This is a genomic window from Rhodoferax sp., from assembly GCF_044236835.1.
Classification (GTDB): domain Bacteria; phylum Pseudomonadota; class Gammaproteobacteria; order Burkholderiales; family Burkholderiaceae_C; genus Allorhodoferax.
In genome coordinates this window covers 25272-39939 of record NZ_JBIIGC010000006.1, presented here as the reverse complement: position 1 = coordinate 39939, position 14668 = coordinate 25272, and the positions used below count along the sequence as shown (strand labels likewise).

The 14668-nt window shown below is 57.0% G+C and carries 11 protein-coding genes and 3 tRNA genes; 5 read left to right on the top strand and 9 right to left on the bottom strand.

Annotated elements, in window-relative coordinates; genetic code table 11:
* The first annotated feature begins 4 nt into the window (after positions 1-4).
* On the top strand, positions 5-679 hold the full coding sequence (gene lexA / locus ACILRC_RS05870) for a transcriptional repressor LexA (protein ID WP_395668423.1): 675 nt from the start codon (positions 5-7) through the stop codon (positions 677-679).
* A gap of 465 nt (positions 680-1144) precedes the next feature.
* Positions 1145-2152, top strand: coding sequence for a D-2-hydroxyacid dehydrogenase family protein (locus ACILRC_RS05865; protein ID WP_395668422.1), 1008 nt, complete (start codon positions 1145-1147; stop codon positions 2150-2152).
* A 9-nt stretch (positions 2153-2161) separates the two neighbouring features.
* On the opposite strand, the gene ACILRC_RS05860 is transcribed toward ACILRC_RS05865, so the two are convergent.
* Positions 2162-3424, bottom strand: a complete 1263-nt coding sequence (locus ACILRC_RS05860) for a hypothetical protein (RefSeq protein ID WP_395668421.1) — start codon at positions 3422-3424, stop codon at positions 2162-2164.
* 894 nt (positions 3425-4318) lie between these two features.
* On the opposite strand from ACILRC_RS05860, the gene ACILRC_RS05855 reads away from it, so the two are divergent.
* The 3 genes from ACILRC_RS05855 (at position 4319) to ACILRC_RS05845 (ending at position 7486) form a co-directional block, all read left to right on the top strand.
* A complete protein-coding gene (locus tag ACILRC_RS05855; protein WP_395668420.1) occupies positions 4319-5044 on the top strand; it encodes a Crp/Fnr family transcriptional regulator in 726 nt (241 codons plus the stop codon).
* 11 nt (positions 5045-5055) lie between these two features.
* Positions 5056-6141, top strand: coding sequence for a phosphotransferase family protein (locus ACILRC_RS05850; RefSeq protein WP_395668419.1), 1086 nt, complete (start codon positions 5056-5058; stop codon positions 6139-6141).
* A 70-nt stretch (positions 6142-6211) separates the two neighbouring features.
* Positions 6212-7486, top strand: coding sequence for an acyl-CoA dehydrogenase family protein (locus ACILRC_RS05845; protein ID WP_395668418.1), 1275 nt, complete (start codon positions 6212-6214; stop codon positions 7484-7486).
* Between the two features lie 24 nt (positions 7487-7510).
* Here the strand turns inward: ACILRC_RS05845 and ACILRC_RS05840 are convergent, their stop codons facing one another.
* From ACILRC_RS05840 to clpP, 8 genes are all read right to left on the bottom strand, one after another.
* A complete protein-coding gene (locus ACILRC_RS05840; RefSeq protein WP_395668417.1) occupies positions 7511-8743 on the bottom strand; it encodes an HD-GYP domain-containing protein in 1233 nt (410 codons plus the stop codon).
* Positions 8744-8850: 107 nt separating this feature from the next.
* On the bottom strand, positions 8851-9477 hold the full coding sequence (locus tag ACILRC_RS05835) for a DUF6806 family protein (protein ID WP_395668416.1): 627 nt from the start codon (positions 9475-9477) through the stop codon (positions 8851-8853).
* A 29-nt stretch (positions 9478-9506) separates the two neighbouring features.
* A tRNA-Leu gene (locus tag ACILRC_RS05830) sits at positions 9507-9599 on the bottom strand.
* 70 nt (positions 9600-9669) lie between these two features.
* Positions 9670-9743, bottom strand: a tRNA-Cys gene (locus ACILRC_RS05825).
* Between the two features lie 49 nt (positions 9744-9792).
* Positions 9793-9868: transfer RNA gene (locus tag ACILRC_RS05820), tRNA-Gly, on the bottom strand.
* Between the two features lie 73 nt (positions 9869-9941).
* Entirely contained in the window at positions 9942-12386 is a 2445-nt protein-coding gene (lon, locus tag ACILRC_RS05815) for an endopeptidase La (protein ID WP_395668415.1), read from the bottom strand.
* 143 nt (positions 12387-12529) lie between these two features.
* Positions 12530-13795, bottom strand: a complete 1266-nt coding sequence (clpX, locus tag ACILRC_RS05810; protein ID WP_395668414.1) for an ATP-dependent Clp protease ATP-binding subunit ClpX — start codon at positions 13793-13795, stop codon at positions 12530-12532.
* Between the two features lie 108 nt (positions 13796-13903).
* Positions 13904-14533: an ATP-dependent Clp endopeptidase proteolytic subunit ClpP gene (gene clpP, locus ACILRC_RS05805; RefSeq protein WP_395668413.1), complete on the bottom strand. Its 630-nt coding sequence runs from the start codon at positions 14531-14533 to the stop codon at positions 13904-13906.
* Between the last annotated feature and the right edge of the window lie 135 nt (positions 14534-14668).

Below are 14668 nucleotides of genomic sequence, written 5' to 3'. Positions count from 1 at the left end.
CGCCATGCTCGAAAGCCCCAAACTTACTGCACGACAGCAACAAATTTTGGATCTCATCCAAAGCGCAATCGCCCGCACCGGGGCGCCGCCAACCCGCGCAGAAATCGCCAACGAGTTGGGTTTCAAGTCAGCCAACGCTGCTGAAGAGCACCTGCAAGCGCTAGCCCGCAAAGGCGTTATTGAACTGGTCAGCGGCACATCGCGCGGCATCAGGCTCCGTAGCGATGCACTACGCTCCATCAATGAGTCAAGAAACAAGCAGTTTTCCTTGCCTTTGCCAGGTTTGGCACAGCTCTCGTTGCCCCTGGTAGGGCGTGTGGCTGCTGGCTCACCGATTTTGGCCCAAGAACACATTGACCAAACCTACTACGTTGAAAGCAGTTTGTTTCAGCGCAAACCTGATTACCTGCTGAAGGTGCGCGGCATGTCGATGCGAGACGCTGGCATCATGGACGGGGACTTGTTAGCGGTGCAAGCCACCAAGGACGCAAAAAACGGGCAAATCATCGTTGCGCGGCTGGGGGACGAGGTCACTGTCAAGCGATTTCGCCGCAACAAACATCTAATCGAACTGCACCCCGAAAACCCAGACTTCCAGACCATCGTTGTAGAGCCTGGTGAAGCATTTGAGGTAGAAGGACTGGCAGTTGGCCTGATTCGCAACACGATGTTGATGTAAGTCCAACAAGGAGCCCCCTTCAATGCACCCGACCATGCTTATCCTGCACAAGTTGTACACCTCTGCCCGCCTAGCCTTCGCTGCAAAGTTGCCAAGCGTCCGCTCACATCCCCCTACTTTTTTCTCTGATGGCAGGGGTCACACCATGCCACTGGCTGTACAACAGGTCGCGATTGTGCGGCCCAATCCATGCAACTTTCGCCCAAGAGTCCCGATCAGACCATTGCGCGTGGTTCGGGTTGTAGAGTCTGGGCAAACACGCTGCAGCGTCGGCAGAATGGTGATTTCAGGCCGCATGGCAGATGTGTGCGCAGAACTTGACCGGCTAGTCGCTCACGAGGCTTCGCTGCGCTAGGCATCGGCGAAGGGCCAGCGGCGTCAGTCATGGGTGAGCTCCGTCCAGTGACTTAGTGAGCGCATGGCAGGGCCGCCGCCGCAGTCAGGTCTCAGGGCACAATCGTGGGCATGAACATTGTGATCCTAGATGACTACCAGGATGCGGTGCGCAAGCTCCAATGCGCTGGCAAGCTTGAAGCGTACCAAGCCAAGGTGTACACCAACACAGTCAAGGGACAAGGGCAACTCTCCGTGCGCCTCAAGGACGCGGATATCGTGGTCCTGATTCGTGAGCGCAGCCAGATGACACGGCAGTTGATCGAGAAGCTGCCTAAGCTGAAGTTGATTTCTCAAACCGGCAGAGTCGGTAGCCATATTGACCTGCAAGCTTGTACAGCGCGCGGCATTGCGGTGTCTGAAGGTACCAGTTCCCCAGTAGCACCTGCCGAGTTGACGTGGGCGCTGGTAATGGCAAGCATGCGGCGTTTGCCCCACTACATCGGCCACTTAAAGCATGGCGCTTGGCAGCAATCGGGGCTGAAGGCAAGTGCTATGCCTTCCAACTTCGGGCTCGGCAGTGTGCTTGAAGGCAAGACCTTGGGTGTGTGGGGATACGGCCGGGTCGGCAAGCGGGTCGCCAACTACGGCAAGGCATTCGGAATGCAGGTCATTGTTTGGGGCAGCGAGTCGTCCCGCGCTGCGGCAACCCAGGATGGCCACGTTTCGGCACCCAACCGTGCTGATTTTTTCGCGCAATCCGATGTACTCAGCCTGCACCTGAGGTTGTGCCCCGAGACCTTGCACATAGTGACTGCAGAAGACTTGGCACTGATGCAACCCACTGCAATCTTGATCAACACGTCGCGCGCGGAGCTGATACAACCCGAAGCCCTGATTGCAGGGCTTAACCGTGGTCGACCAGGCATGGCCGCAGTGGATGTGTTTGAGAACGAACCCATATTGCAAGGGCACGCGCTGTTGCGACTCGAGAACTGCATTTGCACACCCCACATTGGCTACGTTGAGCAAAACAACTATGAACTGCTGTTCAGCGCAGCCTTTGATAACGTGGTGAACTTCATTAAGGGAACTCCCACAAACATCATCAACCCTGGGGCACTGCAGGTGCGCCGCTGACCGAGAGCATTAACTCTGTGGGCCGCTGGTTTTTTTGGCGTTACCCAACTCGCCCATGTCGAATTCGATCAAGTTGTTGGGCGGTGCAGTCAGCTCAAAGTCTGACGTGCTAGGAGCAACTTGTTCAGTATCTCCAATTGGCGGAAACGGTTCGGTGAGGTTTAACTGAGAGTCCCGCTCCAGCTCAGTGCCTTTTGGCATCGACCCCTTTCGGTCAGATGTAGTAATTGCAACAGGTTGTGAATCGGGAGCCGAACCGAGATGGCGTAGCACGCCATGCAACATCAATAAATCTCTGAATGCCTGCAAATCAAACCCTTGTTCGGGCTGGTCATCAGGTTGACGTAGTAGGCAAGATTCAATGTAGACAAGCGCATCGCGGGAAGGCCACAGAGACTCAATCTGTCCGCAAGTCTCTGTGTAGACCTCCAAACCATTGCCTTCCGCCAAGAAGTTGCTGTAGTCCGGTAGCAAGCCGGTGAACTGCTGCTGGAACTGATGACGGTAGCGTTCGAACTCCTCGCGGCGGCTGAGGGTGTGCAACAAGCTGAGCAAGTCGAGGTACACCACGGGGATCGGGTCTTTGCTTTCCTTGATCCCCGCCTCTAGCACTTTGGTGGCTTCCTCATGCTGCCCCAGGGCGACAAAAAACTCGGCTTGTTGGCGAACGTCAGGCATTTCTTTCATCTGGCCAGAACGGGCGTCCGTCGGCGGCGCATCGCGCTCACCAAAGAGTCCTGCATCGGAGGTTGCAGCGGCTGCAGGGCCTTGGGTTGTCTGCGGCGTCGATACGACCAAGCCTTGAAAATCTGAGTCCCCCAACACGATATCCACTTCCAAGCCTGTCGGACTGTCGCGGTGGGAAGAGATTTGCGCGGGCGCAGCAGGCACAGACTCTGCAGCAGGTGCGTTCACCGGCGTATCGGCTAAGCCGTGCAACAGCACCTGTTCCTCTGACGGGGCCTCGGCTGGCTCCCACCACGGGGGCGAGGTAGCACGCTGCTTTCGCCACCGCAGCGCCAGCAAAGCTGCAATCGCCAGGCCACCAACCGCCAAGGCAATAAGTTGGCTTGTGTGGGCTGGGGGATCCGCCGTGCCGATGGAATCTTTCAGGCGCTGAACATTCTCCTGATTCTTGGCGGTGGCAACCTGCAGCGCCTTCAAATTGGTCTCCAGCGCTTGCAATGCGGGGCCACTGGGCTCGGGAACAGTGCTTGAAGGGTTGCTCGATTGCTCCAAGGCATCCAATCGACGTCGCAGATCTTCCACCACGGCAGAAACACTGTCTACTGACGCTTTGGCTGCAACGGCCGGTGCGCGCTCAGCTTTCGGTGCGGGCGCCTTCACGACAGCTGGTGTCTGCACCTTGGATGCAGGCGGTGGCACTGACGAAGCCACGCTAGCTGGCCATTGCGTCGGTTGCGGCTTGCCTGTTGCTACCGTCGGTGTGCTGGCCGTGACCTCAAACCCCAACCTCGCCCCCGGTATTGGCGCCTGGGTCAATGGGGTGACCGGCACAGATGCGGTACCCACCGGGTCGGCAAAGAGAATGTACTGGCGGCTGATCTTGGTCCCACAACCTGCATGCAGCTCCACGGTCACCACCGGCTCGCTCACCGATGTATGCGCATAGACGTTAACGAGTAGGCTCTGGTCCGGCCGTGGGTCCACTCCCAGGCTGATGGTGCTAGCGGGCTGTCTTGCGTCACCATAGCTCACGGTGGCATCCAAACACGCAACAGCGGCGTCACCCGAGGAGCCCGGCTGCACCACCACGGACACGTCAAGCGGCCGGCCCAGAACTGCTGCGCCCTGCATCCGCCCCAAGGTCAAAGACGAAGCATCCAGTGCCGCGAACAACACAGCAGCGGCTGCGATTGGCTTGCCAAGATTGCAAAATCGGCTCATAAGGTGTCAACATTCTGGCACACGCCAGCGTACATTGATTGCATTCGAACATTTATAGGCCCGGCCTGTGGTGCAGGCTTGCGGGTGGCGCTTGGCTTACCTGCACAGGCCTTCGGGTGGACGACAGTGTCAGCAGTCCCAGGCCGCAGCAGCTCGCCCCTGACACCCTGGCGACATGCAGCGGATACCCACCGGGACTCGGCAGTGACAATAGGCTACTGATGTTCGGACCTACGTGTTGTTGCAGTTACCCCAGCGATGGATGAACCCATACTCACCGTTGATGAGAGATCGGCGATCAACGCAGGTCGCTGGTTTAGCACGCTATCGCCTTCGCTGCGCCATGACATCTTGCGCTGTGCTTATGCAAAGCGTTACCGCGATGGCGAACTGATCGCAGCCCGGGGCGAACCTCCAGAGGAATGGATCGCCTGCGCTAAAGGCGCAGTACGGGTGAGTTCTACTTCCATTTCGGGCAAACTCATTACGCTGACCTACGTTGAACCTGGCATCTGGTTCGGCGATGTTTCCATTTTTGATGGCGACCGGCGCACGCATGATGCCTATGCGCATGGAGAAAGCACGGTACTGTGCGTGGCCAAAGCGGACTTCCGAAAAATTCTGGCGAACCATGTGGAACTGTATGAGGCGCTGCTGCGCTTGCACGCGCGGCGCATCCGCCAGCTCTATGGACTGGTGGAAGATCTCAACACGCTGCCACTGCGCGCTCGCCTGGCCAAACAGCTGCTCCACTTGGTGCGTTCCTACGGGGTTCCCTCATTGAGCGAGGGCGCGGACATCCGCATTGGTCTGCATTTGGCACAAGAAGAACTCGCGCAACTGCTTGGCGCATCTAGGCAACGCGTGAACCAAGAGCTCAAGTCGATCGAACGCGAAGAGATCATCCGTATCGAGCCGGGCGGTCTGGTCGTGCGTGACCGCCACGCGCTCATGAGAATTGCAGAATCCGACCGCTCGCCCTAATGAGATCGACCATGACCGACTTTGATCACTTCATTGGCACCCAGGCTGCGTTGGGCAAACATGCCCTGAACCTCGAGGCGCTGCAAGCTTGGCTGCAAGCCCATATAGAAAACTTTCGGGGACCGGTGACGGTTGAGATTTTCAAAGGGGGGCAGTCCAACCCTACATACAAACTGGTCACGCCAAGCGCACGCTATGTCATGCGCATGAAGCCCGGCCCCATAGCCCAATTGCTGCCATCCGCTCACGCCATTGAGCGTGAGTTTGCCGTCATGCGCGCTCTGCGTTCGACCGCAGTCCCGGTGCCAGAAATGCTCGCTTTATGCGAGGACGAGTCGGTACTGGGCCGCGCCTTCTACATCATGGAATACCGTGAGGGCCGGGTGCTGTGGAACCAAGCCTTGCCAGGCATGTCGCCCCAGGAACGCACTGCCATCTACCAAGAAATGAACCGCGTCATTGCCGCGTTGCATACAGTCGACTATGTCCGGCAGGGCCTAGTGAACTATGGCAAGCCCGGCAATTACTTCGAGCGTCAAATCAAGCGCTGGAGCCAACAATACCTGGCGTCCATGACCCAACCAATCGAGGAGATGGAACGTCTCATGGAGTGGCTGCCGGCCCACATCCCCAGCCTGGCGCGGGACGATCGGCTGGTGGGCATCGTGCATGGCGACTACCGCATGGACAATCTGATGTTCGAACACGAGGCCCCAAAAGTGTGCGCGGTACTGGACTGGGAACTCTCCACCTTGGGCCACCCATTTGCGGACTTCAGCTACCACTGCATGACCTGGCACATCGCACCGGGGGCATTTCGGGGCATTGGAGGCTTGAACCTGGCGGACTTAGGCATCCCCAGCGAGGACACGTACATTCGCCAATACTGTGACCTAAGTGGCTTGGCTCAGCCCCAGGACCTGAAGACCGACTGGAACTTTTTTCTCGCCTACAACCTTTTCCGGCTGGCGGCGATTTTGCAAGGCATCGCCAAACGCGTGGAAACGGGTACCGCATCCAGTGCCCAGGCGATCGAGTCAGCGGCCGGTGCAAGGCCGTTGGCATGGATGGCCTGGCAATTGGCACAAAGGGCCTGACCCGCGAACCTGCATACGGCGCATCGTTGCGACGCGCGCACCGCCCCAAACCACCCCATAAGGACACACCATGGATTTTGACTACTCTCCAAAAACCAAAGCACTACAGAGCAAGCTGCAGCGTTTCATGGAGGACCACATCTACCCCGCTGAGGCTGCGTACCACGCAGAAATTGCGACCAACACTGCGGCTGGCAAGCGCTGGACCCCACTCAATCTCATCGAAGACCTCAAGCGCAGAGCACAATCCGAGGCGCTGTGGAACCTGTTTTTGCCAGTCGACAGTGCGCAAGCGGCGGGTTTTCCCGGAGCCGGTCTGACCAACCAAGAGTACGCTCCCCTGGCAGAAATCATGGGGCGGGTACCGTGGTCCAGTGAGGTGTTCAACTGCTCAGCCCCCGACACCGGGAACATGGAAACCATCGCTCGCTACGGGTCGCCCGAGAGCAAAACCCAGTGGCTCAAGCCCCTTCTAGAAGGCACGATCAGGTCAGCATTTGCCATGACCGAGCCTGCAGTGGCGTCGAGCGACGCTACCAATATTTCCACCCGCATCGAGCGCCAAGCCGACGGGTACCTGATCAACGGCCGCAAGTGGTGGATTTCCGGCGCGGGGGATCCGCGCTGCGCCATCTACATCACCATGGGAAAAACCGACCCCGAAGCGGCACGTCATGCGCAGCAAAGCATGGTGTTGGTGCCAGCGGATACGCCAGGCTTAACGGTGGTGCGGCCTCTCAGCGTGTTTGGCTACGACGACGCGCCACACGGCCACATGGAGGTCCTCTTCGACAACGTCCGAATACCTTTCGAGAATATTCTGCTTGGCGAGGGCCGGGGTTTCGAGATCGCACAAGGCCGATTGGGACCCGGCCGCATCCACCATTGCATGCGCTTGATCGGGCTGGCTGAGCGCGCTCTAGAGCTCATGTGCCGCCGCGCATCCGCGCGCATCGCCTTCGGCAAATCAGTGGCTGCACAGACAGTGACCCAAGAACGCATTGCAGAGGCGCGGTGCAAGATCGATATGGCGCGCCTGCTGACCCTGAAGGCGGCCTGGATGATGGATGTAGCCGGCAACAAGTTTGCCCGCAACGAAATCGCGATGATCAAGGTGGTGGCGCCCAACATGGCGTGCGACGTCATCGATTGGGCCATGCAGGCCCACGGTGGCGGCGGTATGTGCGAGGACTTTCCTCTGGCATACAGCTATGCTTGCGCCAGAACGCTGCGGTTTGCCGATGGACCGGACGAGGTGCACCGCAATGCGGTTGCCAAACTTGAGTTGGGAAAGTACTCAACCGACTCGAAGCCAGTGAACATGCCGATTACTCGGGGCTGCTAGCGACGCGGTGACCAGGAACGCAGCCTAGGAGCCCAACAATCCCGACCACAACTCCTTCAGGTCGGGAAAGTTCCATTTGCTGGGATCTTCGCGACTGAGTATCTTCTCGTTGGTTCCTGCAAGTGACAGGTCCACGATACGCGGGGTGATCCTGAGTTCCGACTGGGTCGAGTAGAACACCTTGACCAAGGGCATTGTTAGCGACTTGCCAGTTTGCTCGACCACCACGGCCAAGTATCCCGAGCTTAGCTTCACCAGTGAGCCGATTGGGTAGATACCCAAGCTCTTGACGAAGGCTTGAAAAACTCGCGCGTCGAAATGCCCGTTGGTCCACTCTGCCATACGCCGCATAGACTCCGCGGGATCCCAACCTGCCTTGTAAGGACGGTTGGATGTGATGGCGTCGTACACATCGCATACGGCACCCATTTTCGCCATCAAGCTGATCTGATCACCCTTGAGGCCCTTTGGATAGCCAGAACCATCGACCTTCTCATGGTGATGCAAACACACATCCAAGGTGACGGGATCAACATTGGTCCCGGTCAACAACAGTTCGTAGCCAGCCTGGGGATGCCCCTTGATGATGGCGAACTCCCCATCGGTCAACTTGCCAGGCTTATTCAAAACATCGTTGGGCATTGCCGCCTTACCCAAGTCGTGCATCAGGCCGGCGATCCCGGCCAACCGGGTCTGCTTTTCGTCCAATCCGAGTTGCTTGGCCAAGGCAACCATCATGGCGCACACCGCGACCGAGTGCATGTAGGTGTAATCGTCGGCAGTCTTGAGTCGGGCCAGACTGATGAGCGCTCCCGGATTGCGGGCAACCGAATCCGATATCTCTTCCACGACTTGCATCGCATTGCCGGCGTCCACCGCGTTGCCCATCCGAGCCTCTTCGAACATCGAAATGACCGCACGCTTGGACTGAGCGCAAATCCTGGCAGCGCGCTCAAACTCCTCAGCAGCCGACACTGGCGCCACATCGCGCGTCTGCTCGGCGGCACGCTCAAGCTCTGCATCAATTTGCGCATCTGCTTCGGCTTCGGAAATGGCCGACCCACCAGTCGGAACATCCAAACCTTTGGATGTATCAATCCATACTTCCTTGATGCTGCTAGAAAAGATGGACTCGATGTCTTTGGGGTCCGTGATGACAAAGCTGCTGCGCCAAAACGGATGCTCCATCCAAGAGCCACAGAACTCCTTGAGGTACATGCCTACCGTGATCTGGCTCACGTTGATTTTCTTTAGCATGTTTGCTAGTGCATTGGACCGGAACGGTCGCTATCCATGTGTATTGCCTTTGGCCCCGAACGGCCGGACCAGTATAGACCAGCTGACGCTGGCGGCCAACGCCGGCTTCAGTGCAAATGTCGCGGTTTTCTGCCTCCGCCATGCCCGCCAGAGCCTCCGCCAAAACCTCTGGGAGGCTTACCAATCTCGAGGGAGCTTACCAAGGCATCGAAGCGCTGGGAGAACAAGCGATCAACCTCTGCAACCACGCCGCCAAGCTCAGATCCGTCAAAGTGACGCTCCATCAAATTCACTAAGTCCTGCACCAGCAAATCCCTTTGTACTTGCATGATGGCGGCTGGATTCGGACCAACAAACAACATCAAAAAGTCATCGCGCGATTGCGCTGTGCTGCTCTCGGCTTCTTCGTCGAACTCTGCGTCGTAGAAGGTCACCTCAACCGCAGCGCCTGTGTCGGCGATGTCGTTGAGATTCATACACACCTCGTCCAAGGTCTGTCGAAAGTCATCGTCGCCATGAACGGTCCAGCAGATCTGCAGCGTGTGGTCTTGCGCGTCGAACTGAATGCCCGGCTCGTCCTCGTACGTGCTGGCAGCACCTTCGGCCATAGAGGTGGAACCGGCGTAGCGCCACAGAGGCCTTAGCGCATCCTGCAACTGGTCTAAATTGACATCCGAGCGTAACTGCACCTGACCATGGACATGAATTTCATAGGGTGCGTTATATCGTGTCATGGTGGCTTGAGGTCGGAGGTGGTGTAGTTTGGTGCCTGAGACCGGAATCGAACCGGTACGCCCGTTATTCACGAAGCGGCGGATTTTAAGTCCGATGTGTCTACCTATTTCACCACTCAGGCTGTCGCTTAGATTGTCAAACAAAAAAGCCCTGCACTTGCATGAGAACAGGGCTTGGATGACCAGAAATCTTGGAGGCGCGGTCCGGAGTCGAACCGGACTAACCGGATTTGCAATCCGGGGCATAACCGCTTTGCTACCGCGCCGCAGAACCCAACGAAAAAGGGAAGCGGTTGCTTCCCTTCTTATGGAATCTGGAGCGGGAAAAGAGTCTCGAACTCTCGACCTCAACCTTGGCAAGGTTGCGCTCTACCAACTGAGCTATTCCCGCGTTTCAAGCCCTGTAGTATAGCGCGGATTTTTGCATCTCCGCGCTTGTTGAAGCTTTTTTTGGTGCCTGACCATCAGTGCTTGATCGAGCCCGGGGCATCCTGGGGCTGAACGGTTGCGGGCACGGGTTCCACGGGCGCCAAAATGTCATCCTCCGGCAGGGGAACAGGCAACGACTCCAGCGCCAACTCCAGCACTTTGTCGATCCACTTCACAGGAACGATTTCCAGCCCGTTCTTCACGTTTTCCGGAATGTCTTGCAGATCCTTGGCATTTTCTTCGGGTATCAACACCGTCTTGATGCCGCCCCGCAAAGCAGCCAATAGCTTTTCCTTAAGGCCGCCGATGGCGGTTATCTCTCCTCGCAGGGTGATTTCACCGGTCATTGCAACATCACCACGAACCGCAATCCCAGTCAGAGCAGACACAAACGCGGTGGCCATGGCTGCTCCAGCGCTCGGACCGTCTTTAGGGGTCGCACCGTCGGGCACATGAATGTGAATGTCCTTTTTCTCGAACACTTCATCTTTGATACCCAATCGGCGGGAGCGGCTGCGCACCACAGTTCTGGCTGCCTCCACTGACTCCTTCATCACATCTCCGAGCGAACCCGTGCGTGTGATAACACCTTTTCCAGGCGTCAGCGCCGCCTCGATTGTGAGCAAGTCACCGCCGACTTCAGTCCATGCCAAGCCAACCACCTGTCCCACTTGGTTTTGCTGCTCCGCGCGTCCATACGTGTATTTGCGAACACCGAGGTAGTCCTTCAAGGTGTCTGCGGTCACCTGCACTTGGGGCTCCATCTTTTTGAGCAAAAGTCCCTTCACCACTTTTCTGCAGATCTTGGACAGCTCGCGCTCCAAGGAACGCACGCCGGCCTCGCGTGTGTAGTAGCGCACGATATCGCGCACCGCATCTTCGGACACCGCCAACTCAGACTCTTTGACGCCGTTGTTCTTCATTTGCTTAGGTAGCAGATAAGTGGTGGCGATATTCGTCTTCTCGTCTTCGGTATAGCCCGACAGACGAATCACCTCCATGCGGTCTAGCAAGGCCGGCGGGATGTTCATGGAGTTGGACGTTGCAACGAACATGACATCGCTCAAATCGAAATCCACCTCCACGTAGTGGTCACCGAACTTGTGGTTTTGCTCAGGGTCGAGCACCTCCAGCAACGCACTGCTGGGGTCGCCACGGAAGTCGGTGCCGAGCTTGTCAATCTCGTCAAGCAAGAACAGGGGATTGCGGGTACCGACTTTTGACAAGCTCTGCAGCACCTTACCGGGCATGGCTCCGATGTAGGTACGCCGGTGGCCACGAATCTCCGCCTCATCGCGCATCCCACCCAAGGCCATGCGTACGTACTTTCGACCCGTGGCCTTGGCAATCGACTGCCCAAGGGAGGTTTTTCCCACACCGGGTGGCCCAACCAAGCAAAGAATGGGTGCCTTTACCTTGTCCACCCGCTGCTGCACAGCCAAGTACTCTAGGATGCGGTCCTTCACTTTGTCCAAGCCATAGTGGTCTTGGTTGAGCACGTTCTCAGCATTGGTGAGGTTGTGCTTGATCTTGGTCTTGGTGGCCCACGGAAGACCAGACAGCACGTCGATATAGTTGCGAACCACTGTAGCCTCTGCCGACATCGGCGACATCAGCTTGAGTTTTTTGAGTTCGGCTTCGGCCTTCTTGAATGCCTCTTTGGGCATCTTTGCCGACTTGATCTTCTTCTCGATCTCTTCGATGTCAGCGCCGTCCTCGCCTTCGCCAAGCTCCTTTTGAATCGCCTTGACTTGCTCGTTCAGGTAAAAGTCGCGCTGGTTCTTCTCCATCTGTCGCTTCACACGACCACGAATTTTCTTGTCGACATTGAGAATATCGACCTCGCGCTCAATCTGCTCGAACAGGTTCTCGAGTCGCTCACGCACCACCGAGAGTGTCAGTACCATCTGCTTTGCGTCCAGCTTCAATGGAAGGTGTGCGGCAATGGTGTCTGCCAACCGACCTGCGTCATCGATACTGGAAATGGACGTAAGGATTTCGGGCGGTATCTTTTTGTTGAGCTTCACGTACTGGTCAAACTGCTGCATGACCGCGCGGCGCAATGCCTCAACCTCACTGCTTTTGGTTCGAACTGCATCCGGTTGTTCGAGCGCGGTCACGATGGGCGTCACACTGGCCAAGAAGTGCGAACTGCCCTCCTCAATCTTGTTGACCGTTGCACGCTGGTGGCCCTCCACCAAAACTTTCACGGTGCCGTCTGGTAGCTTGAGCATTTGCAAGATGGTCGAGACACATCCAACGTCAAACATGTCTGATACCACCGGATCGTCCTTGGCGGCAGCCTTTTGCGCCACCAACATGATTCGGCGTTCGGCCTCCATGGCCGCCTCAAGCGCCTTGATGCTTTTGGGCCGCCCGACAAACAAGGGAATCACCATGTGGGGAAACACCACCACATCACGCAAGGGCAGCAAGGGCAAATCAATCGGGACTGCGGGAAGTGGTGTTTGACCGGACATACGTAACCTTTATGGACCCAAGGGAGATGGATGACTAATCATGAAATTCAAGTGCGAGGCCATTGTCACGCGATGCACAGGCCACACAAATGGCGTAAATCGAGAGAAAGACCCCGCAATTCGAACGACTCGAACAGCGTGCATCAAGCCTTTCTTGCTGCTTCGCGGTAAACGAGCAGAGGCGCTTTGTTTTCTTCGATCGTCGACTCATCGACCACCACGCGTTCGATGTTGGTGGCGTTTGGAAGATCGAACATGGTGTCAATCAAAGACTGCTCAAGAATGGACCGCAACCCGCGCGCACCGGTCTTTCGGGCCAAGGCGCGTCGGGCAATCGCCTTAAGCGCATTGGGCCGAATCTCCAACTCCGCGCCCTCCATTGCCAGCAACTTGGCGTACTGTTTGACCAAGGCGTTCTTGGGTTCGGTCAAGATCTGCACCAGCGCATCCTCGGTGAGTTCAGCCAAGGTGGCCACCACAGGCATGCGGCCTACCAATTCGGGAATCAGCCCGAACTTAATCAGGTCTTCAGGCTCGACCTCTTTGAACACCTCGGTGAGGCTGCGTTGCTGCTTGCTTTGAACCACCGCACCGAAGCCGATGCCCGAGGACTGGGTGCGGCTTTCAATCACTTTTTCAAGGCCGGCAAACGCGCCACCGCAAATGAACAAAATGTTGGTGGTGTCAATTTGCACAAAGTCTTGATTGGGGTGCTTGCGCCCGCCCTGTGGCGGCACGCTCGCCATGGTGCCCTCGATTAGCTTCAGCAAGGCCTGTTGCACACCCTCCCCGGATACGTCCCTGGTAATGGAAGGGTTGTCTGACTTGCGGGAAATCTTGTCAATTTCGTCAATGTAAACGATGCCACGTTGGGCGCGTTCAACATCGTAATTGCAGCTTTGCAAGAGCTTGAGAACGATGTTTTCTACATCCTCCCCGACGTAGCCCGCTTCGGTCAGCGTGGTCGCATCGGCCATGACAAACGGCACATCCAGCATGCGCGCCAGGGTTTGCGCCAATAGAGTTTTGCCAGAGCCAGTGGGGCCAATCAGCAAGATATTGCTCTTGGACAACTCAACATCGTCTTTTTTGGCTTTCTCTTTGTGGCGCAGTCGTTTGTAATGGTTATAGACCGCCACCGCCAAACTGCGCTTTGCAGGCTCCTGCCCGATAACGTAGTTGTCCAGGTTGGCCTTGATGTCGGCAGGCGTTGGCAAGTCACTCTTGCCTTCCTTGCCCATGGTCGACGCAGGCAACTCATCGCGAATGATCTCGTTACACAGCTCAATACATTCGTCGCAAACGAACACCGAAGGGCCCGCTATTAGCTTCTTGACCTCATGCTGGCTCTTGCCGCAAAACGAGCAGTACAGAGTCTTCTCGCCAGTCGCGCCTTTTTTTTCGGCCATGTCTTCGGTGCCTCTATCCAGATGGGAGTTTGATGATAACCAAACGCGAGCGGCAACTTCGCAGCTTGCGCACGGGCACCTGTGGCCAGGTGCCGAACAGCCAGAGACTCAGGGGCGCTTAGAGATCACTTGGTCGACCACACCATACTCTTTGGCCTCTTCGGCCGACATGTAGTAATCGCGCTCGGTATCACGGGCAATACGCTCTAACGATTGCCCTGTGCGCTCTGCCAGTATCTTGTTGAGCTGCTCTCTGGTCTTCAGAATTTCCCGGGCGGCGATCTCGATCTCTGTGGCCTGCCCCTGACTACCGCCAGAGGGCTGGTGGATCATGACCTTGGAATTGGGCAAAGAAAACCGCTTGCCCTTCGCGCCCGCGGCAAGCAAGAACGCACCCATGCTGGCAGCCATTCCAGCACACAGTGTGGACACATCCGGTTTGATGAAGTTCATGGTGTCGAAAATCGCCATGCCAGCACTGACTGAACCGCCAGGCGAGTTGATGTAAAATGAAACGTCCTTGTCCGGGTTCTCGCTCTCCAGAAACAAGAGCTGGGCGACTACCAAGTTGGCAGTCTGGTCATTGACCGGGCCGACCAAAAAAATGACGCGCTCTTTGAGCAAACGAGAGTAGATGTCGTACGACCGCTCGCCGCGACCGGACTGCTCAATCACCATCGGCACCATGCCCAATGCTTGGATTTCCATTGCGCCAAGCGCACCATTATTCAAGTTCATAGCAACTCCAAAAAGGGCCGGTTAAGGCCGACTTTACCCAAAAACCATCAGCCGAAAACGCAAGTGGGGCCAATGCATCAGACTGCAAGTCTGCTGCAAGCCCCACTGTTGGCGGCCAATCGGCCAACCCGGAAC